The organism is Vibrio sp. QJM3NY_27 (genome assembly GCF_057785955.1).
In genome coordinates, this window is sequence record NZ_CM173512.1 from 1,816,302 (window position 1) to 1,837,465 (window position 21,164).

At 43.2% G+C, this 21,164-nt stretch carries 19 protein-coding genes and 1 riboswitch; of the genes, 5 read left to right on the forward strand and 14 right to left on the reverse strand.

Translation table 11 applies throughout. The features are described 5' to 3' along the window. Positions 1-3 precede the first annotated feature (3 nt). The 3 genes from AC3CIA_RS23530 to AC3CIA_RS23540 all read right to left on the reverse strand — a co-directional run bounded on the left by AC3CIA_RS23530 (position 4) and on the right by AC3CIA_RS23540 (position 5,280). A complete protein-coding gene (locus AC3CIA_RS23530) occupies positions 4-987 on the reverse strand; it encodes an AAA family ATPase (RefSeq protein ID WP_488519193.1) in 984 nt (327 codons plus the stop codon). 128 nt (positions 988-1,115) lie between these two features. Beyond that, positions 1,116-3,524: a tetratricopeptide repeat protein gene (locus tag AC3CIA_RS23535; protein ID WP_488519194.1), complete on the reverse strand. Its 2,409-nt coding sequence runs from the start codon at positions 3,522-3,524 to the stop codon at positions 1,116-1,118. 208 nt (positions 3,525-3,732) lie between these two features. Beyond that, positions 3,733-5,280 carry an arylsulfatase gene (locus AC3CIA_RS23540; RefSeq protein ID WP_004730481.1) on the reverse strand — a complete coding sequence of 516 codons (1,548 nt, stop codon included), beginning with the start codon at positions 5,278-5,280 and terminating at the stop codon, positions 3,733-3,735. A gap of 347 nt (positions 5,281-5,627) precedes the next feature. Between AC3CIA_RS23540 and AC3CIA_RS23545 the strand changes: the two genes are divergently transcribed. Continuing rightward, a complete protein-coding gene (locus AC3CIA_RS23545) occupies positions 5,628-7,190 on the forward strand; it encodes an arylsulfatase (protein ID WP_004730480.1) in 1,563 nt (520 codons plus the stop codon). A 300-nt stretch (positions 7,191-7,490) separates the two neighbouring features. Then, on the forward strand, positions 7,491-8,156 hold the full coding sequence (locus AC3CIA_RS23550; protein WP_488519195.1) for a DUF2057 family protein: 666 nt from the start codon (positions 7,491-7,493) through the stop codon (positions 8,154-8,156). A gap of 88 nt (positions 8,157-8,244) precedes the next feature. Here AC3CIA_RS23550 and AC3CIA_RS23555 read toward each other — a convergent pair whose 3' ends face one another. The 5 genes from AC3CIA_RS23555 to AC3CIA_RS23575 form a co-directional block, all read right to left on the reverse strand. Continuing rightward, positions 8,245-8,403 (reverse strand): hypothetical protein, encoded by a 159-nt coding sequence (locus tag AC3CIA_RS23555; RefSeq protein WP_017070406.1) that lies wholly within the window; start codon positions 8,401-8,403, stop codon positions 8,245-8,247. A gap of 164 nt (positions 8,404-8,567) precedes the next feature. Then, a complete protein-coding gene (locus tag AC3CIA_RS23560) occupies positions 8,568-9,284 on the reverse strand; it encodes a Crp/Fnr family transcriptional regulator (RefSeq protein WP_474356548.1) in 717 nt (238 codons plus the stop codon). Positions 9,285-9,643: 359 nt separating this feature from the next. Further along, complete coding sequence (locus tag AC3CIA_RS23565) at positions 9,644-10,642, reverse strand: adenosine deaminase (RefSeq protein ID WP_488519196.1); 999 nt, start codon at positions 10,640-10,642, stop codon at positions 9,644-9,646. A gap of 90 nt (positions 10,643-10,732) precedes the next feature. Continuing rightward, a riboswitch (purine riboswitch) is annotated at positions 10,733-10,832 on the reverse strand. A gap of 86 nt (positions 10,833-10,918) precedes the next feature. Next, positions 10,919-11,413: a GNAT family N-acetyltransferase gene (locus tag AC3CIA_RS23570; RefSeq protein WP_488519197.1), complete on the reverse strand. Its 495-nt coding sequence runs from the start codon at positions 11,411-11,413 to the stop codon at positions 10,919-10,921. A gap of 166 nt (positions 11,414-11,579) precedes the next feature. After that, positions 11,580-12,563: a DUF2860 family protein gene (locus AC3CIA_RS23575; protein WP_054546974.1), complete on the reverse strand. Its 984-nt coding sequence runs from the start codon at positions 12,561-12,563 to the stop codon at positions 11,580-11,582. A 202-nt stretch (positions 12,564-12,765) separates the two neighbouring features. Between AC3CIA_RS23575 and AC3CIA_RS23580 the strand changes: the two genes are divergently transcribed. Continuing rightward, positions 12,766-13,263: a fasciclin domain-containing protein gene (locus tag AC3CIA_RS23580; RefSeq protein ID WP_054546975.1), complete on the forward strand. Its 498-nt coding sequence runs from the start codon at positions 12,766-12,768 to the stop codon at positions 13,261-13,263. A gap of 127 nt (positions 13,264-13,390) precedes the next feature. Here AC3CIA_RS23580 and AC3CIA_RS23585 read toward each other — a convergent pair whose 3' ends face one another. The 6 genes from AC3CIA_RS23585 to AC3CIA_RS23610 all read right to left on the reverse strand — a co-directional run bounded on the left by AC3CIA_RS23585 (position 13,391) and on the right by AC3CIA_RS23610 (position 17,168). After that, positions 13,391-13,687, reverse strand: a complete 297-nt coding sequence (locus tag AC3CIA_RS23585) for a hypothetical protein (RefSeq protein ID WP_004730457.1) — start codon at positions 13,685-13,687, stop codon at positions 13,391-13,393. Positions 13,688-13,793: 106 nt separating this feature from the next. After that, on the reverse strand, positions 13,794-14,273 hold the full coding sequence (locus tag AC3CIA_RS23590; protein ID WP_016785165.1) for a GNAT family N-acetyltransferase: 480 nt from the start codon (positions 14,271-14,273) through the stop codon (positions 13,794-13,796). Between the two features lie 91 nt (positions 14,274-14,364). Further along, positions 14,365-14,679 (reverse strand): cupin domain-containing protein, encoded by a 315-nt coding sequence (locus tag AC3CIA_RS23595; RefSeq protein ID WP_065206018.1) that lies wholly within the window; start codon positions 14,677-14,679, stop codon positions 14,365-14,367. A gap of 90 nt (positions 14,680-14,769) precedes the next feature. Next, entirely contained in the window at positions 14,770-15,273 is a 504-nt protein-coding gene (locus AC3CIA_RS23600; RefSeq protein WP_488519198.1) for a YgjV family protein, read from the reverse strand. A 119-nt stretch (positions 15,274-15,392) separates the two neighbouring features. Next, a complete protein-coding gene (locus AC3CIA_RS23605) occupies positions 15,393-16,193 on the reverse strand; it encodes a PhzF family phenazine biosynthesis protein (RefSeq protein ID WP_488519199.1) in 801 nt (266 codons plus the stop codon). A gap of 324 nt (positions 16,194-16,517) precedes the next feature. Beyond that, positions 16,518-17,168 carry a LysE family translocator gene (locus AC3CIA_RS23610; RefSeq protein WP_488519200.1) on the reverse strand — a complete coding sequence of 217 codons (651 nt, stop codon included), beginning with the start codon at positions 17,166-17,168 and terminating at the stop codon, positions 16,518-16,520. Positions 17,169-17,530: 362 nt separating this feature from the next. Here AC3CIA_RS23610 and AC3CIA_RS23615 point away from each other — a divergent pair, with 362 nt between their 5' ends. Then, entirely contained in the window at positions 17,531-18,562 is a 1,032-nt protein-coding gene (locus tag AC3CIA_RS23615) for a polyamine ABC transporter substrate-binding protein (protein ID WP_019825033.1), read from the forward strand. Between the two features lie 3 nt (positions 18,563-18,565). Then, complete coding sequence (locus AC3CIA_RS23620; protein ID WP_488519201.1) at positions 18,566-20,998, forward strand: putative bifunctional diguanylate cyclase/phosphodiesterase; 2,433 nt, start codon at positions 18,566-18,568, stop codon at positions 20,996-20,998. Positions 20,999-21,164 lie beyond the last annotated feature (166 nt).

A 21,164-nucleotide genomic window follows, 5' to 3' on the forward strand; every position in this document is an offset into this window, starting at 1 on the left:
TAGTTATCCGATCTCAACATTATCAAGCAGCTCTTCAACTACTCGTTGATGGTTCACACCATCAGCCAATGCGTCATAAGATAGCGAAAATCGATGGCCTAATACGGTCGGTAGCATTGCTCGCACATCGTCTAACGTGACGTGGTCATGCCCTTGTAGCCACGCATAAGCGCGTGCACATTTATCCAAGGAGATTGACGCTCGTGGGCTTGAACCTATCTCAATCCATTTAGACAAGTTTGATTCTGGGTAACGCTCAGGCTTACGAGTCGCCATCACCAAGGCCACAATGTAGTTTTCGACTAAATCAGAAACCGCAATATCAGGAAGTTGGCGACGAGCTTCAAGTACCAATTCAGGTTCAATATGCTGTGGGGTGACTAATTCTGAACTGGTCTCGCTGCCCAACTCTTCGCTGCGCACCAGTCGAATAATGTCACGCTCCGCTTCGTCTTCTGGGTAGTCGACCGTCACTTTCATAATGAAACGGTCCATTTGCGCCTCAGGCAGTGGATACGTGCCTTCTTGTTCAACAGGGTTTTGAGTCGCTAGCACCATGAACAAGTCTGGAAGGATATGAGTTTGACCACCTACGGTTATCGTGCCTTCCGCCATCGCTTCAAGCAGAGCCGCTTGCACCTTCGCAGGGGCACGGTTCACTTCATCGGCCAGAACAATGCTATTGAAAATAGGCCCCGGTTGGAAATGCAGTTGAGGCTTACCATCCAGCTCTTGATACACTTCAGTACCCGTAACATCTGATGGCAAGAGATCGGGCGTAAACTGAATACGGCCAAAGCTTGTATTCAGTAAATTCGCCAACGACTTCACCGAGCGCGTTTTCGCAGTACCAGGGAGCCCTTCTAGAAGCACATGGCCATTGGTCAATAATCCGATTACCAGAGCCCGAACGACGTGACTCTGACCGATAACACTTTTCTCTGTCTGTTCAATCAGTTGGTTTATTGCTTGTTGCGCATGGTTCATAGGTCTTCCCTTAATTCAATCTGGCTGCGTACATCCTACTCACAAGCCCCATAACTATTAGTTATAAACACCATAAATTATAAGCGCATAGCCACGTCAATGTTGGCGCTTTATTTCAGCTCAGCTTTCTACTGGCTAATTGCTTTCAATTGGTTAATCGCCTCAGGCGGCGCCACCTTACTCAATGATGAAACACATTGTTCAAACGCTTTAGGTACACCGGGTTGTTGGTAATTTCGCGCTAAGATTTCACACTGTGCATACAGGTGTTGTGGATTGCGGCTGAATTGGTAAGCCTTGTGCAGTGATTGACTTGCCGCAAGCACATCTGATTTCTCCAAAGCCAATCCGTACACATACCAATATTGTGGGTCGGTTTGTGCCGTTTCAGCAGCTTGTTTAAGGTACTCCGTTGCTTTGTCGTAATCTTTCACACGAAGCAGAGATAATCCTGTGCTGTATGGCAATACACTCGATTTAGGCTGAGCTTCAATACCTTGCTTCAAGGTCGACAGCGCTTTTGCTTCGTTACCTTGCGCTCGATACAAATCCGCCAAGTTAGCGTAGCTGTTTTCGAAATAAGGCTCGATTTCGATAGCACCTTGATAAAACTCAATCGCTTTGTCGTGCTGACCTAAATCTCGGTAAACGTTGCCTAGATTAGTACGTCCAAATCCTCTATCAGAATTAAATTGCTGTATCTCAATGTACTCTTCCAATGCAGGCTTGATTTGGTCTTTCTGCAGAGGATTCATTTCTCCCCAATAACGCACTAATGCGCCTGCGGTTTCTGAACGAATCGATAATACAGGGTCTTTCAGTAGCGGCTCTAGAATCTGCCAACGGTCAGTGAATGGGAAACCAGACGAGCCTTGAACAGCACCTAAACGGATCATCTCATCATCGTGTTTCACCGCTCTTGCCAGCGAGATAAGCGTGTTCTTACCCGTGTTGCCACCTAAGCGTTCTAAGCTCGATGCTCGAATAATATTACTTAAACTTGAATCCTGAGCAGAATACGCCAATGCATCTTCTGATCCTCTGTGCCCTATTGAGTCAGCATAAAAGGCAACGGCAAAGTGCTGCTGATTACGATACTTAGAATCTGGGAACCACCCACCAATTTGCTTATCGGCCCACAGATCGGTTTGATCTTCATGACAGCTAGTACAGACGTTCGGCGTTTTAATGTGTTGGCTGATATCTGGGCGTGGAATATGCCAACTGTGGTCACGCCTTGGATCGACTTCCATGTACGTCGTCTCTGGCATGTGACAAGTCGTACATTGTGAAGCTTCGGTATTCGCCTCGTGGAAGGTGTGCTTTTCAGGCGTGTATTCAGAGGCAATGTGACATTGGCTACACACAGCTTCTTCCGCAATTTTTAGTTCAGCAGTATGTGGATCGTGGCAGTTAGTACATGTGACGCCTTTTTCAGCCATCACTGATTGAAGGAAAGATCCGTAAACGTAATCTTCGTCGTAGATTTGACCGTCGTTGTGGTAAAGCTCAGGAGTAATTAAGCTCAGGCGATATTTATCAAAGAATGACCCGTTAACATGATCGCCTGTTTCATTCAGCTGAGTGCGTCGGCTGTGACATTGAGCACAGGTTTGAACTTGGTTAGTATGGATGATGTCTTTTGGTTGCAGGGTTGAGTTGCCCTCTTGGTAAACCCATTCTTTCACCGACTTCGACAAGTCGCGATCAAAGCCATAATGCGACGAGACTTGAGCATCCTTTCCGCCGTTGGCTTTTGCTAGCTGGGCTTGTTTAACGTGCTCGCTTGCAGGGCCATGACAGGCTTCACAACCGACATTAATCTCAGACCAAGTCGTGTTATAGGTATTACTCGCGCTGTCGTAGTTTTTCTCTAGATTCGTTGAGTGGCAATCGGCACACATGAAGTTCCAGTTTTGACCGCTATTGGTCCAGTAGAATTCATCAGTGTTGGTGGTATCCGGGTAGAGGTTAAACCAGCGTTGACCGCCTTCGCCCTCAGTGCGAGAGTCCCAAGCGAAAGGAATCAACTGTACTCGACCGTCTTCAAACTCAACCATGTACTGTTGTAATGGTTCAAAGGCAAAGGTATAGCTGATTTTGTAATCTTTGAATTGCCCGTCTGGGCCTTCGATATTGACCCAGAACTCTTCACCCTTGCGAAAAAATCGGTTGGGTTTACCGCCATGAGTGACCGTTTGATCGTTGAAATCGCCTAATACAGATTCATCTGTAGCGTGTTTCATCGCCATGTCATGATGAGAGCCCTGCCACGCTTCGACTTCTTCACTATGACAATCAACACAAGCTTCCGATCCAACATAGGTGGCTTTAGAGCCGATAGGTAAAACATCAGAGCTAGCGTGTGAAGCTACAGAACTGAGTTTTGAAGTCTCAGTGTTGCTATTAGGAGCTTGCTCGTTGGCATAGGTGCTCAAACTGAACAGCGACAACATAAGTGGAGACAAGATTACGGATAATACTGCGACTCTCTGGTGTTTCAATCCGTTCACTAGCGAGCACAACCATGCAGACATAACATTCCTTGTTTTTATACATCCTTATGCTTACTAAGGTAGACGTAAAAACGACTAAAATACAATTATTTAGTGGCAATGAGCACGATAGTTGTGATTCATATTCACGACCGGGATTTACTCATCGATATGCGCATAAAAAAAGAGCTCCTAGGAGCTCTTTCGTGTTATCAGTTTCATCAAGCTATCAGTTTCAATAAACCAAAGCTTACTTATTATGGTTCTCTTGAAGTTTCTCCATAACCTGATCCAAGCTAAAGCTTGCTGCTTTTTGGCGTGGTGGGTATTCGGCAAACGTTTCTAAGAACTCGCCTACATACGCTTGCGCAGGAACGAACATATAAGCATGGTCTAACAACCAGTCATAATAGGTATTCGACGTAATATCTGCATTTTCGTATGGGTCCATACGCAGGTTAAACAGCTTAGGAAGACGTAACGTCACGAACGGTTCTGACCAAATCTGCATGGTACCCGTTGCACGTTGCTCCATGAACACCGCTTTCCATTGGTTGTAACGAAGCGCCGCTAAATCGCCATCATCGGTAAAGTAGAAGATCTCTGAACGACGGCCTTTTTCTTCTTCACCCGTTAGGTAAGGAAGGAAGTTATAACCATCTAAGTGAACCTTAAACGTTTTATCACCGGCAGTATGACCTTTCAGCAATTTCTCTTTGATTTGGTCATCACCAGCAGCGGCAACGAAGGTTGGCATCCAGTCCATGTGGTGCATGATTTCGTTAGATACTGTTCCAGGTTCAATCTTGCCAGGCCAACGGACCATTGCTGGAACACGGTATGCGCCTTCCCAGTTAGTGTTTTTCTCACCACGGAACGGGGTTGTACCAGCATCTGGCCAAGAGTTCATGTGTGGGCCGTTATCCGTTGAGTAGAAAACAATCGTGTTGTCTTTGATTCCCAATTCATCCACTTGCTTCAATAGTTGCCCAACGTGTCGATCGTGCTCAACCATACCATCAGCGTAATTACCGACACCGGTCACACCTTTACTATCGGCTTTCACGTGCGTTCTAAAGTGCATACGTGTTGCGTTCCACCAAACGAAGAATGGCTTGTCAGCTTTCACTGCGCGATCCATGAAATCAAGTGCCGCGTCTAGTGTTTCTTCATCGACCGTTTCCATACGCTTACGCGTCAGTGGACCCGTATCTTCAATCTTGCCATCAGCGAATGACTTAATGACACCACGCGGACCGAACTTCTTACGAAACTCAGGATCGGTTGGGTAATCTTCATTCTCTGGTTCTTCTTCAGCATTCAGGTGGTAAAGGTTGCCAAAAAATTCGTCAAACCCGTGTGCTGTTGGAAGGAATTCATCTTTATCGCCAAGGTGGTTTTTACCAAATTGACCTGTCATGTAACCCATAGGTTTTAGCATTTCTGCAATTGTTGCATCTTCTGCTTGAAGACCAATATCGGCACCCGGCAAGCCTACTTTACTCAAACCTGTTCGTAATACACTTTGTCCCGTAATAAAGGTAGAGCGACCCGCAGTACACGATTGTTCAGCGTAATAATCGGTAAACATCATCCCTTCTTTGGCGATGCTATCAATATTAGGCGTTTTGTAACCCATTAAACCAAAGGTGTATGCGCTAACATTAGACTGTCCAATATCATCCCCCCAAATCACGAGAATATTTGGTTTTTCAGCTGCGAATGTGGTGGTGGAAGCCGCCATCATCGCCGTACCCAAAATTGCTAAACGACGCTTAACGCCATATTTCGCTGTCATAGAAACCTCTCCGTAAGTTATTTGCATTCTGCCCTACAACGTATAGTCCATTTTTTAAGCATGCGCGAGGTTCGCTAAACTATTAATCTTTTTGTCATTTTTTATTCCGATACAGGTGCAGAAGTTATCGATAAGGTTTACGGCGACAAACATGATAAGGATCACACATGTTATCTAAGGGTTTCTGGTAACCATCAGCCTAAATTCAATTTAATCAGCAAGTTAACCATGCATCATAACGATTGGTTATAAGCACTATAAAAGGACGTAACGGAATTTTGAGAATAACATTTGCTCATCGATGCGTTGTTCTAACGCATTAATCTTAAAAGTGAACCGGAGTCCTTATGGGTACTAAAATTAATAAACTAGCATTAGGTGTTGGCTTATTAGCAGCTTCTTCAGCGGCAACAGCAGCAGAAAAACCAAACATTCTTGCTATCTGGGGTGATGACATTGGTGTATTCAACATCAGTGCATACAACAACGGTATGATGGGTTACGAAACACCTAACATCGACCGTATTGCTAACGAAGGCGCACTATTTACTGACCACTACGGTCAACAATCGTGTACTGCTGGTCGTGCTGCATTCCTAACCGGTCAAGAACCTTTCCGTACAGGTCTACTGACTATCGGTATGCCAGGTTCGGACCACGGTATCCCTGATTGGGCTCCAACGATCGCAGACCTTCTTAAAGAACAAGGCTACATGACAGCTCAGTTCGGTAAGAACCACATGGGTGACCAAGACAAACACCTTCCAACGAACCACGGTTTTGACCAGTTCTTCGGTAACCTGTACCACCTAAACGCGGAAGAAGAGCCAGAGACTTACTACTACCCTAAAGATCCTGAGTTCCGTAAGAACTTTGGCCCTCGTGGTGTAATCAAATCGACTTCTGACGGTAAGATTGAAGATACAGGCCCTATGACGCGTAAGCGTATGGAGCATGCGGATGAAGAGTTCCTAGAAGAATCTCTAGCATTCATGGAAAAAGCAGTGAAAGCTGACAAACCATTCTTCATTTGGCACAACACGACTCGTATGCACGTGTGGACTCGTCTACAAGAAAAATACCAAGGCGCATCGGGTATCAGCATCTACGCTGATGGCATGTTAGAGCACGATGACCAAGTGGGTATCCTTTTAGACAAGCTTGATGAGCTTAAAATCGCAGACAACACTATCGTCATCTACTCGACCGATAACGGTGCAGAAACGGTATCTTGGCCTGATGGTGGTGCTACTTACTTCCACGGTGAAAAAGGTACAACGTACGAAGGTGGCATGCGTGTTCCTCAGCTAGTTCGCTGGCCTGGCACTATCAAACCGGGAACTAAGATCAACGATATCATGGGGCACCAAGACTGGATCCCTACTCTACTCGCAGCCGCTGGTGATGATAAAGTGGTTGAGAAACTTGCGTCTGATAAAGGGGCAACTTACAACGGTAAAAACTGGCGTGTTCACCTAGATGGTTACAACTTCCTACCTTACTTCCAAGGCAAAGAAGAGAAAGGCCCTCGTGACAGCATGCTTTACTTCTCTGCTAACGCTGAGCTAAACGCAGTTCGTTGGAATGACTTCAAGATTTCGTTCGCAGTAATGGACGGTAACATTGTTGATGCAGTTCGCTTCCAACCAAACTGGCCTCAAGTTGTTCATCTACGTGCTGACCCATTCGAAAAAGCACCACACGAATCGGGCATGTACCTACGCTGGATGGCAGATAACATGTGGCTATTCGTACCAGTAGGCGGCAAAGTACAAGAGTTCATGAACACGCTACCTGACTACCCTATGCAGCAAAGCCAAGTGTTGAACCCTGGTAACTTCAACCAAAATGCTTACATGCTTCAAGGTAAACTTAAGCAACTAGAAGCGGCAGCAGCGCAAGCTAAATAATAGCTAGCTAACGCTCACAACCCTAGTAAAGCCAAACAAAGCCGTGATAACTCAAACGTTATCTCGGCTTTTTAGTACCCAATACAAAGAACATGAGGCGCGAACCGCCAACTAGCATAATTCATCCCCAACCTATCCGCTCATTTTTCAAAAATAAAACTCACACTAGTCAATGTGAACCTTAATATATGACCGTTGCGTTAAGATTTTGCAAATTTTTCCAAATCCTTATAACTTGACTTGAATTGGAGTTCTTACCATGCGATTGTAATTTAACTATCCATAAACAACTGTATGATTATGAAAACATTACAATCCATCGCGCTGCTTTCCACAATTATCGTAGCACCAAACGTGTTAGCTGACGTGACAATTGAAGTTCCTTCTAGCGCAGATGCTTTAGTCGAAGTCTTAGCTGTAAATGAGGCTAAACCTGATCTTGACGGTGGCTTTTTCTCTTCGAGCAAAACGATAACCGTTCCAGATGGCGTGAACCAAATCGTTTTCAAATATCAACTCGCTTTTAGCCAAGGTAACGACCGCGAGTTTGTCGATAGCGACACCATTATTGCTACTTTTGACGCGACAGACACCGCATTAACGTTCGACATGCCGAAGTTCCGCAACACCAACGAAGCGAAAAAAGGCCTTCAAAACTTAGATTGGAAACTGGTTGATGAAAACCAAAACGCAATCAGTGTTAAGCAAGATAAGCTAATCAAAGATGGCATGCAGATTGGCCGTAAATACCCTCAAGAAGCGAAGGAATACAACCAGAAAGGCGGCATCGCAGCACTTACACTAGGTGCTAGCGCGGGTACAGCGGCTGCTGTAGTACAACCCGTAACGCTTCCAGCAAAGATTGATGGAAATGCGGCGAATACAGCCGAAGAAATGTTGTATTTCTGGTACGAAAAAGCGGATGCTGCAACGAAGCAGAAATTCAAAGACTACGTGAACAAGTAGCTCAATGGTCTTAATTTAAAAACGAAAGAAGTTGGCGCACTGCCAGCTTCTTTTTTGTCTTCATCTAGATGATTTAGGCTTATATAGATTAAGCAGACTCAGTCGATAACACTTTTCCATCTACTTTTGTTGGCCACCCTAGCGCTTTGTATTCTGCAGCCAGTAAGTGCGCACAGCGGCTAGAAACTCTTGTTTTAATCCAATCACCAAGCCCCAATACTTTATATTCCAATACAGCCATTTTCATAACAATTCTATTCCGCTCTAATTCAATTTATAAATCTAGAGTGAACATTATAGATGTTCTCTTGTAATGTATGTTCCTAAAAGAACACTGTGCATAATTTTTTGAAATATCTAATAAACACTGAAAATCTAGTAATCCAAACGTTAGCTCGTAGTGTTAAAGATTCATGCCTTAATTTCAGCAACAGGATCTCGTATCATCAAATTCATCGGTGAAATATGCTCATACAAGCCCTTAACATCGGTGATAAACACCTTTCCTCTTTGTATCTTAACCAAGCCTTGTTGCTCTATCCCTTTAAGAACTTCGTTTAGCCTAGGTCTTGATATGCCTGTTATCGAACTCAGTTGAATTTGTGAAATATTAATGCTGACGGTTGCCCCCGCGATATTGGTCTGGCGTGCCGCAAGTTCCAACAAGACGTAAATGGTTTTCTGCTCTTTTTCATGAATCGAGGATAAGTAAGCCTGCATCCAAATAGATTGCGCTTTGGTTCCACAGTGAAGTAGCCATTTGTAAACCATGCACTTCCGCTCTGCGAGCTCTAATACCTTACTTGCAGGAAAAAGTACCATAGTGATAGGCTCGACTTCTTCTGCCACTGCAAAGAGGTTGTAGTCAGCATGTATAGACAAAGCACCCATCCAATCTCCCCTTCCAATAACACCACCAGATAAGCTTTTCATGTTTTCCGTAGAAAAACAGATTCCAGCGGAGCCACTTAAAATATAAAAGACACCGGGCAAATTCTGAAACTTTTTTGTAATCTCAAAGCTGTCGACACCCGTTTTAAAAACGGCAATATCAATCAAGCTTTCTATCAAGTCCGCTGACAATTCACACGGCCATTGTATTTGTTCACTGATTGTTGGCTCTAACAACAGTTTGTTCCTCCTCAGACAATCTCTGTGTCTGCTTTTATATGCTTATGCTTAAGTTGATCTCTATATCAATACAGCGTGACACTGTATATCTACACCTCGTTTAAATGTAGTTCACTAAAGCTTAAGGCAAGATGTTTTTACCTAAATAAAATCATATTTCTTAATGTCTTAAGCCACTTATCTAGCTTAAAACCCGCTTGAGAACCAAAATAAAAACGACCAACACTTGTTGGCCGTTTAAGCTTTCTAAATCGCAAAATGCCGAGAGTTCGTTCGCATTCACCTATATCCTAAACTCCGCCTGTAGTTTCAGACTGAAACTTTTAACTTTTAACTTTTAACTTTTAATTTTTGACTTAAGTGAGATATGCTAAAACAACATCACGATATTGCTGTTTCAATGATTCTTCAATAAAGCTCGCTTCTATAGCATTTAAAGTAAATTGAGCAAGCTCTTGCTCCGTCATCTCATGAGCTAAGCTCACCGCGTTAAAGTTATCCGACATATAACCACCAAAGTATGCAGGGTCGTCCGAGTTAATCGTCACCGCTACGCCTCGTCTTAACAGCTCAACAATATTGTGGTCTTCCATCTCATCGAATACACGCAATTTAATATTAGACAGTGGGCACACGGTCAGCGGCATTTTGGTTTCAATCAATTCGGCTATCAGAGCTTCGTCGGTCATGCACTGTACACCATGATCCACTCGGCTCACGCTGAGCATTTCAATCGCATCCACAATGTTTTGAGCAGGCCCTTCTTCTCCTGCATGGGCAACCGTTAAGAAGCCTGCTTGTTTTGCTTGCTGGAATACACGCTTGAACTTCTCTGGTGGGTGCCCTAATTCAGAAGAGTCTAGGCCAACTCCGATGATCTTGTCTTGATGCTTCAACACATCGGCGAACGTTTGAATGGCGCTCTCTTCAGATAAATGGCGCAGAAAACATGCGATGATTTGAGATGTGATGCACAACTCTTTATGACCCTGTTCAAGCGCACGATGAATGCCGTTAATAGCGGTGTCGAATGCAATGCCACGATCGGTATGTGTCTGAGGGTCAAAGAAAATTTCAGTATGGATAACATTGTCGGCTTTACAACGTTCTAAATACGCCCAGGTTAAGTCATAGAAGTCTTGTTCAGTGCGCAATGCATCCGCACCTTGATAATAAATATCAAGAAATGACTGCAGGTCATCAAATTCGTATGCGCGTCTTAGCTGCTCTGGGGATGAATAAGGCAGATCAATGCCGTTGCGTTGAGCAAGTTGGAAAAGTAACTCAGGTTCGAGCGAACCTTCAATGTGTAAATGCAACTCAACTTTTGGGAGCCCTTGAATAAATGCGTTCATATTTCACCTACTATGGATTTTAGGTGTGCACTTACTCTGAATAATAGACAGGAGGTTTTCTTGAACGCCATTACAAAGAGTAAGAACACAATTGTGATCTAAACCCTTCGTAATCAGCACTTTGCGGGAGCTGGTAGAGACCCCCAAGCCATATCATTGGGGTTATACGAAGCAAACGGTTGCTACTATACAGAGTTCAGTGTGAATTTCACTAATCAATTACTCATTAACATAGTAAAAACCGATTTATATAGTAGGAACCCGTTTAGCTCGATATCAACGATAATCCGGTCGAATTCTCGACATCAGCAACATATCGATATATTTACCCGCTTTGAATGTACTCAGCCTTTTGGTGCCTTCTAACTGAAAACCCACTCGTTCATATAAAGCAATCGCGGAGTGGTTATCTGCATGAACCTCTAACTCAAGGCGAACTAGATTTAGCCAATTATCGGCCTGATTAATCACCTCTTGCATCAAAGCCTTTCCTATCCCCTTCCCTTGAGCTTCAGGGTGAATCGCAATACCAAGCCCAGCACAGTGCCTGTCTCTTACCTTTGTGGTCATGAATAGCGTAATGTGTCCTACGACTTTCTCTGATAATTCGGCGACCAATGTGAAATGATCAGAATGGCCAAACAGTCGCTCCACTTGGTCAGAACTAAGATAAGGCTTTTGTGAGGTATTTTCTGAAACTGAAGGGTGGCGATAAATATCAAAAATATCGTGGCTATCCGTTGCTTCTAAATGTCTAATTTGTATATCCAAAACGTTTCCTTATCATATTATTTTTGTCCATAAGCTAATTTTCATATTACGGATAGCAACGGGCACCTACAACCTTTGAAAGTGTAAGTGCCCGAAATAATTAAACAAATAGAAAGACTGAGCTTCTGTTTCTGCTTTGATTAGTATTGTTTACGCAGTGTGAATATCAGAATTTGTAGTCAACACCAACACTCGCTAATGCTTGTTCAGAGCTGTAAAAGTCAATCTTAGAGTCAATCGACCTTACACCGAGTAATGAAATAAACGACCAATCTTCATAACCCATTAAGCCACCAAACTCATAAGCTAAGAATGCACCGAATTCATTCTCTTCACGTACTTGCCCGTAAATTGGATTCGACTCATCATATTCACGATCACTTGCATCTAGGGTGACAACAAAACCATGACGACCGATTCTCTTTGCGTAGTTTAATTCAATACCATAACTATCGAAGCTGAGTGCTCCTCCTTCTGCGTCTGAGTGGAAATACACCATTGAAGGAACAAATAGACCTGCTTGGTTTGGCAAGATAAAGCGGTACCCTGCTTTGGCGTACACATAGGTTCTTTCCCTATCCAGCAGCACAGCATTTTCCGGAGATAAGCCTTGGCTACCAGATAGCTCTTCATCAACATCAGATTGCCCAAATGCGAGATCCGTTCGAAAACCAGTTCCACCGATATTAGTGAGCTGCAGTCGTCCTACATTACCTTTCACATCCGTTTCATTTCGATTAACGCCAACAGCATACGGATCCGTCCAAGCCTTGCCCGAGATAAGCGTAGGAAGAACAGAAAAATCCAATATTGTGCCTCCAGATAGCTGATGTCGATAACCAATCTCAAAAGCAATGGTACCTGTTGCAATATCCTCTCGAGTGGTACCCGCATACACTTGATGAGTCAGTGACTCACCAAAGGTATATTGAACCGTACCCAAAAAACCGAGTAGCCCTAGATTTTCGCTGTCCCCCTCCTTGGTGTTAGTTGCTTGATTCGCGTCTTGCTCGGTGCTCAAGTTACTGCTATCAGAAGATACACCCGTCAAGACACTGAAGTTACCACTGAAACCTTCAGTTGGTGCAAGGCCACTATAAGCTGGCATTGAAGCGAATGCCGAAAATACAACTGGTAAAACAAACCTCATATTCACATCCATTAATTGAATAATCACCCGTTAACTATATGTATTAAATTAAAATTATAACAACTATTTAACGGATACATTCGTTCAACTGACGAATTGGGTGTCTAAAAAATAGGTTCAAAGGTGCAATAAGTTGATCTATCGCTTTTAAGCTTTCGTAGAACTTCTCGAAAATAACGGACAAAACTCAAAGGAAGACAATATGTTTAACAAATTAATCAAAACCACATCAGTGCTAGTTGCGACGCTTCTTTTTACGGCTTTTGCTCACGCTAACCACCACGAGATGAAGAAAGACATCGTTGATGTTGCGGCTGAAAACGGCTCTTTCAACACCTTAGTGGCTGCAGTAAAAGCAGCGGACTTAGTTGACACATTGAAAGGTGAAGGCCCTTTCACCGTATTAGCTCCCACTGATGAGGCATTTGCTGCGTTACCAGAAGGAACGGTCGACATGTTGTTGAAGCCAGAAAACAAAGACAAATTAGTTGCAGTGCTCACATACCATGTAATACCAGGTAAAATCATGGCAGCTGAAGTTATGAAATTAAATAGCGCAGTAACGGTTCAAGGCGGTGCGGTAATGATAGCGATTGATGACGGCAACGTAATGATAGACAACGCTAAAGTTATTATGCCAGACGTTGAGGCTAGCAATGGTGTTATCCATGTGATTGACGCTGTGCTGTTGCCTAAATAAGAAATACAATATCGGTCAAAGTCTTTTAAGAGGGTGTGACAGGTCACGCCCTTTTCATCTTTTAACTAAAAAGTTAATCACGGTCTCAAGCCAAGCGAGGCTGCCTTTATATCAACAAGAACCCGAGTTACACAAACAAGCGGCCGAATATTAGAAATGCCGCCATCGACACCACCTTCGTGAAGACCACCACCCAGATGCAATCACCAATACTAGAGTGCGTCGCTTTCCCGAGAAGGAACACAAACAGAATCAACCCCAACACCCAACCCACTGTCGGAATCAATGACACCAAAGCAACGATTACAGCAATAGTAAGAAGGGATTTAAAGTCTGCGACCACGAAAGACATTTTGGAGGCGATATACATGCAGCATGCTGTTATTAATGCGTCCATCACAAACGCTAAAGCTTCAATTCCCACGTTACTTCCTTCACTCAAATTAGTTGCAGTGAATATTATCGCTAAAGTGATGATTTTTCTTTAAGAAGAGAACCAAAAACAGGTGAAAACTGTAACAAAAATGAGATTACCGTTCGTCTGAAGGCACTACCTTCTCCATCACGTAATTGGTGAGTTTTACGCCACGCATTTCAACTTCCTGCTCATTAACGACCTTAAAACCAAGGTGTTCATAGAAAGGCCTTGCGGTAATACTTACTTCAGAGAAATACCGCGATACACCACGAACACGACCAACAGCAAGAACATGTTCCATTAGCGCTCTTCCAACGCCTTTACCCTGGCATTCATGATGACAGAAGAAATGATCAATCAAGCCATTGGGTTGCAGGTCAGTATAACCAACAACGCAACCATCTAGCTCAGCCACAAAAGGTAGTAACTCGTTCATACGCTTTTGCCAAAGCTCAGAGTCAAAGCTACTTGGTGCCCAAGCTTCTACTTGCTGCTGAGAATAATCTCGAACATTAACATTGCGAACGGTATGAAAGTAAATCTCCCACAACGCCTTAGCATCACTGGTTTGGTAATTTCGAATTCTAACCACGACATAGTCCTTTCATGTATCTAGTGTATTGGACAGGTAAAGTATTATCCCTATGTGCTCTCTGAATGAGTCGACTATAGAACAAAGAGTTTCAACGATAAAACACAGCCAACCAGATCGTCACCATGTCTTTGTCCGTACCAATAACCTTGTGCTTTTCTCTTGCGGAAATGTTGATGTAATCCCCTTTTGATAAAGTCACAACGCGTCCATCTTCAAACTCAATCACACCTTGACCTTCGATCACCATTACCCACTCATTCTCATCTTGGTCATACCAACCCTCTTCAGGGGAACTATGACCATGAGACAATATTCTTTCGATTCGAACACTGTCGTTCGCAAGCAGGTCATTGAATATTTCATTGGGCATTGACGAAGGAACATCAGCGTAAATATTAGACATCGAACTCTCCTAATCCTTGTTAACTGTAATCTGGTGCTGCGCTTTAAAGCTTGTGGTTCTTTAACTTAATAAACAGTAGAAAGCCGAAACCTAGGCAGCAGCACTCTTTTTGAAGTAAAAACGGTAATAACCCACCAAGTTACTGCAGATAAACAGCGCTTCCATCAGTACAGCAGTAGGAGAGCCTACTAAGTAATTGTGAACTAGCCAAAAGCTGGTTCCGATGATCATCAACTCTCTTAATCGACGGTCATCTTTATTGAATGCGGCAAAGGTTTGAAACACCGAGGCAAAACAGCTCAATACACTGGTTAATCCTGAGTAAGTCACGGCCGTTGCGACCACCGACATGGAACAGAACAAATATTTAAACTTAGACGATGTAGAAAACACGCTCGTTAAATAGCGAACAGTGGCAATCGTCATTAGGCTCGCCGCTGTCCATTGTTCGAGAAGAATAAAGTGACTCGAAATAAGCACACCAGCAAAGAACAGACAAGTGACGATTTTCTTCCTTTCCTTAAACTGGAATGACAAAAGATCGAAACAGATCGCAATCGCGACTAATACTTGAGAAAGATAAAAGGCTGACACGGTGATTCCTTCAATAATAACATTACGCAGAGCCGTTTCGTTCAACCATGAATAGCCTAAGAAACTCTCTTGGTTAATTCAAAAATACGGCAACAGTGATCTAAAGCTTCAATAGAGATCTAAAGTTTCAACACACCACTAATCACAGTGATAGCAGAACCGATTAACTTTATTCGCCCGTTAGATAATAACTCTGTCGACATATAACCACCACGACGAGACGCCTGATAAGCATTGAAACTACTTTTGTTTAGCTTTTCTGCCCAGTGCTGCGTCAGTGCGCAATGCGCCGAACCAGTCACAGGATCTTCATTAACCCCAACCCAGGGTGCAAAGTAACGAGAAACAAAATCAAGTTCCGTATTTGCTGCCAATGCTGTGACCACAACACCGCGACCTTGAATGCCTTTTAACGCATCAAAATTTGGTGAAAGCTCCAATAATACTTGTTCGTTGGATACTTCGATTAACTGCTTAGAGTCAAATTCTTGGAATGATACGACTTGATGCGGCTCTAAACCTAGATGTTCAAGCAGCGTGAGGTTGGGTTCAGAATCTAATGACAGTTCGGAGCTAGGAAAATCAAGCTCGATAGACGATTCACAAACGGCGGCAGATAATTCCCCAGATAAGGTGTTAAACACGACCTTATCACCTGTCTCAAGCAGTCCTTGTTCTTTCATCACATGAACCGTTGCCAGTGTGCCATGTCCACACAGCTTCACTTCGACTTCGGGAGTAAACCATTTAAGCGTCATAGTGTTAAGCGCGAGAAAAGCCGTTTCAGATACCGCCATCTCTTCAGCGATTGAAAACATTAACGACTCATCCAACGGCTCTTTGGAGATACAGACCCCGGCAGGGTTCCCTTTAAACGCTTGAGTTGTAAACGAATCTACTTGATATATCTCTAAATCCACAATGGCTCCTAAATGCACAACATTTCCCAAACCGGCAATCATGGCTCGTTGGGACATAACCTAGATATTGCTGCCCACAATAAGCACAATCACCTTGTGCTACAAGTCTTTAGAAACAAATTTATAGATACTTAATCAGAAACAAAAGAAATGACAAACAAAGAGTTATGCAAAGAATTCGTGGATTAAGCAGAAGGTTTATAATCGAGCAGATAAAAGATAAAACGTATCAGCCTGGCAGGAAACAAGCTCACATTCGTGGCACACCGACACCATATCGAGCTACGAACGTAAGCTTACCAAGTAATTATAATTCAATATAATCTACTGGCGGACTAGAGCAGATTTCACAATAGTCAAGCCAAGTAGCCCCAGCATGACTCCTGTCACTTTATCAATATAGTAAGCAACACGTGTAAACTCTTGACGCACTTTAGGTGCAGATAGCAGGAAGATGATCGCCGCATCCCATACAAATACAACCACCGTCATCCAAATACCTAGACCTAACTTAAACATGAAGCCAACGTCATTGTTCAGTACAACAGTAAATAAGCTCAAATAGAACAAAAGGTTTTTAGGGTTAAGGATGCCCGATAGAAAACCGGTGAGGAATTCTTTAAGAAAAGTGGTTTGATTGGAGGCACCTTCTTCGTCAACATCGAAATTACTGTAATTGCATTTTTTCGCTCTTATCGCTTGTACAGCAAGATAGACAAGAAACACACCACCAATGATCTTGAGTGCAATCATAATAGAAACGGATGCCGCTAGAATCGAGCCAACACCAACCAAGCACAAAGCAATATAAACCGCATTCGCACTGGCAATACCGAATGCAACGCCTAGGGCTTTTTTTCCCTTATTTCGAACAGCACTCTTCACCACAATCACAAAGTCTGGTCCGGGGCTCAACAACGCCAAAAAATGAGCAATCGCCACGGTAACAAAAATCCCAACTAAACCTGCATCCATAAATCAACGTCCTTATTTTGAAATTTAATGCATTATTATCGCATAATTAACTTGCGGTTGGTTTTTTGGTTCATAATTAATGCTTCGATACTAAGAGAATCAGACGGACAACACGTTTTCATAAGCCTCGTTAGGTAAAGACGCTCTAATAACCGACTTTCCAACATTTAGTTTAGATAGTTAATCCATTATTTTGCCTAGCGATCTCATAACCCAGACTCATTTCCCTTCTATTTTGGTAATTAAAAGTTGGTGTTCGCATGCATTGCATTAGGTTGTACTAAAATAAGAGTCGTAAATTTGAATCAGGTTGCAGATTTTGGGCTACGATTTAGTTATCACGTACGAAAGGGAATCCGTCAGTGAAAGCGTTTTGCGTATCAATACTTGCGTCAACATCCTTTTTGGCTAGCCCTGTATTTGGCCAGCAGCATGATATTTATCTCTACAATTGGGATGAATTTTTATCTGACAGCGTCGTTACCCAGTTGAGTGATACCTACGGCATCTCACTAAAGCAACAATTCTTCTCTGATGAGTCAATAAGGGATGAGGTTCTATTAAGCGAGCGTCGAGGCGCTTTTGAACTGGTCATCATCGAAAGCGTAAAACTTAAGGCATTAGCCAAACAAAACCTGTTCCATAACCTAAGTGACTTACAACAATCCATTGAAAGCAATTTTGATCCCAGGTGGGCAGATGGATGCGGTGAATATGGTATTCCTTACGCTTGGGGAACATCCGGTATCCTATATCGCAGTGATAGAATCTCCGCCCCAGAATCTTGGATGGCGATTCTTGAACCCGACTCTAAAGTCAGTGGCCGTATAAGTATGTACTACGACCCCACCGACTTGGTGAGCACGGCGTTATTGGTCAATCGATTTAACCCATTTACTAATAATGAGCAAGAACTTCGTGTTGCGTACAAAACGCTACAACTGCAAAAACCACATCTTGAAAGCAATGAGTATGTCATCGACCACATCCACCAGCTTGAGCGCTTAGCCAATATCGACCTCGCCTACGGATACTCAGGTGACAGCTATGTGCTTAATGATGCCGAACCTGAGGCATCTTGGGCCTACACAGTGCCTCTAGAAGGAACAACCTTATGGTTAGAGTGTATGGCTGCAATTAACAACGGAGAGCGATCTCCACAGGCAACCACGATTCTCGCCTTCTTATCGCAACCCGAAATCGCCGCTCAAAACGCAATGGATTCATGGTTTGCAACGCCAAGTTCAAAAGCAAAAGCACTCACTTCTCAGGAGTATCAAAACGATCCCGAGCTTTTCCCGAATAAAGAAGTATTAGATCGCAGCTACCTTTATCAGCCGTTAGAACCGAGTAGCATTCAAATTCGCAATCGTATTGTCGACAGTTTGAGATAACTCATGCCAGTATTGAAGAAGCTCTATTTTGTACTTTTACCAACGCTGACATTTGTGCTCCTGATAGCAGGAATCGTGATGTACAACTTCGCATCAAATCATGCTAAGCACATGTATTTGGACAAGGTGCAATCTGATGTGAACACCGCTTTAGTCGCGGCGGAATACGAGCAGCTCGGCTTGTCCTTACTAGTTAAAGATATCGGTTCTTCGTTGCAGTTCCTCCGCTACATTCAAAATCCTGGCGACTACACGACTCTATCGCTATTGGAAAAACGAGTACTCCGAGTATTAAGCCAGAATCACGTCAATCAATTTGGGCAACGCAATGTTTATATCGTGGACCCTAAGTTCAAATTAACGCTTTCGACTCTCAGAGCCGATCCTTTCGAGGAGCTAAAAATCCCTGACAAGATTTATGAAAGAGTCTTCGACATATACACCTCGTTAATCAGCAAGAAGGAACTCTCCTACGAAGGCTTCTCTTATGTCTCGATTAGTGGCGAGCTCAGATATTCGTATGTTGCGGCAATTGACCCTTACCTCCTTCCTCAAGATAAACGTGCAAGTAGCAGTTTAAATCGCTACATTTTGATTGCTGACGGACCTCTGATACAACTCTCTAGCTTATTAATCAAATACAATGACGATGACAATATTCAGTTCTTAATCGAGCCATCCTCAGACGCTGCCAACATCGCAAATACCCAATTCGTTATCAAATCAATTGAGCAAACCCAAGATAATATCAATGTGCAGATGACCAGCCGACATCTCATCGCGCAAGTAAATATTCGAGAACAAAAGTTCAACCATGAGAAAGCCATCATCGCTAAACAAACCTTGTTAGGTGGCTTTGGCACTCTCTTTACGATCATGTTGATCGTGCATTTAGTGGTGCGTTACCAACTTGTGCGCCCGCTTAAAGACTTACTGCAAGAGATATCGATCGGCGGGCTCAAGCTTAGGTATTTCAAGCGTTCATCGGGGCAAAGTGAAATTGATGGCTTAAAGAACGCGTACATTGACTCGTTGACGGAATTAAAATTCGAAGCTGAGTTTGATCAACTCACCAAGTTAGCCAACCGACGTTCGTTCATACGTCACCTTGATGTACGCCTCAAGAGTTCAATGAACCCACACTGCTATGTGGTTTGTTGGGACATCATCGACTTCCGTAAAATCAACGATCTCTACGGTGCCAAAGTTGGTGATAATGTACTAATAAACTTAACTAGAGTGCTGAGAGATACTCTACAAAACCAACAGTCATCTTCCGGTTTCAATTGCAATGACTACTCCATAGCAAGGCTTGGGGGGAATCAGTTTATCGCCATTTTAGAAATGAATAAAAGCCAAGTGATAAACGAAGAAATAGAGAACATCAATAATACGCTGACTAGCACTACGTTCCTTGATTACTATGGATTTAGGTTATCACTCGCAACAGGTGTTTTACCGCTCGACACACCAAAGTTTGAAGAAATTTGGCACCGATGTATTGATGAGATGTTGCTCCGTGCAAAATCTCACAATGATGGAGAAAGCCGTATTGTTTATGGCGAGGAGTTATTACACACGTTAGAGAGACACGACATTATAGAAAAAAGGCTTTTAGAGTGCTGTGAAAGTGATAACTTTGAACTTCGCTTTATGCCTATTTTCAACGCTAAAACACTTCAGGTAGATGGCGCTGAGTGTTTGGTTCGTTGCCCTGCTTTATTTGCCATAAACGCGGGTCCAGACGAATTCATACCTGCAGCAGAGAAGAGCAACCTCATATCCAAACTCGATATGTGGGTTATTAGCACCGCTATCAAGAGCTATAAAGAGCTCTCAGAAATCCACAAGTACAAAGGTACCTTATCCATTAACATTTCAGCAATGGAGCTATACAACCGCAATTTTGCCGACAATATTCGTAAGGTTATCGAACGGTACCAAGTACCTCCTAGCAACATTATTATCGAGATAACTGAGACCAGTTACGTGAAAAGTACCAAGCTTACGGTACAGACTATCGAGAGAATCAGAAGCCTAGGCTTAAAGGTTTCACTTGATGACTTTGGTACTGGATACACAGCCTTCAACCAGCTACTCCACTACCCTGTGGATGAGCTAAAAATTGATAAGAGCTTTATCGATAACATGGTAGACGGCAAAGCCGACCGTAAGATGGTCGAATCTATGGTTAACTTAGGCCACTCTTGTGACACGCGAATCGTCGCAGAAGGTGTCGAGTCCATAGAACAGTATCATTACCTTAAAAAAGCGAACTGTGACCTAATACAAGGCTACTTCTTTAGCCAACCACTCACTTATCTGGAATTCATCGAGTTTGTGCGAGACCATAATCCGCAAGCAATTTTAAACCCGCAGTCTGTTACCAGTTCGAGATCTAACGAGCGAATCGTTGCTCTCACTCAAAAGCAGTAACCTTAAACCTTAAACCTAAACTTCAAGGCCTCCCTTCCTATCCAAGCGTTGCAATCCACTATAGCTATAACTAGTAGTAGGACTATCTTCATCAGTGCAGGAGCTCTGCGTTGGCTACACATTGAATGAGGAGGCAAATAAAGGATGGCAAAGGCCATGATAGTGA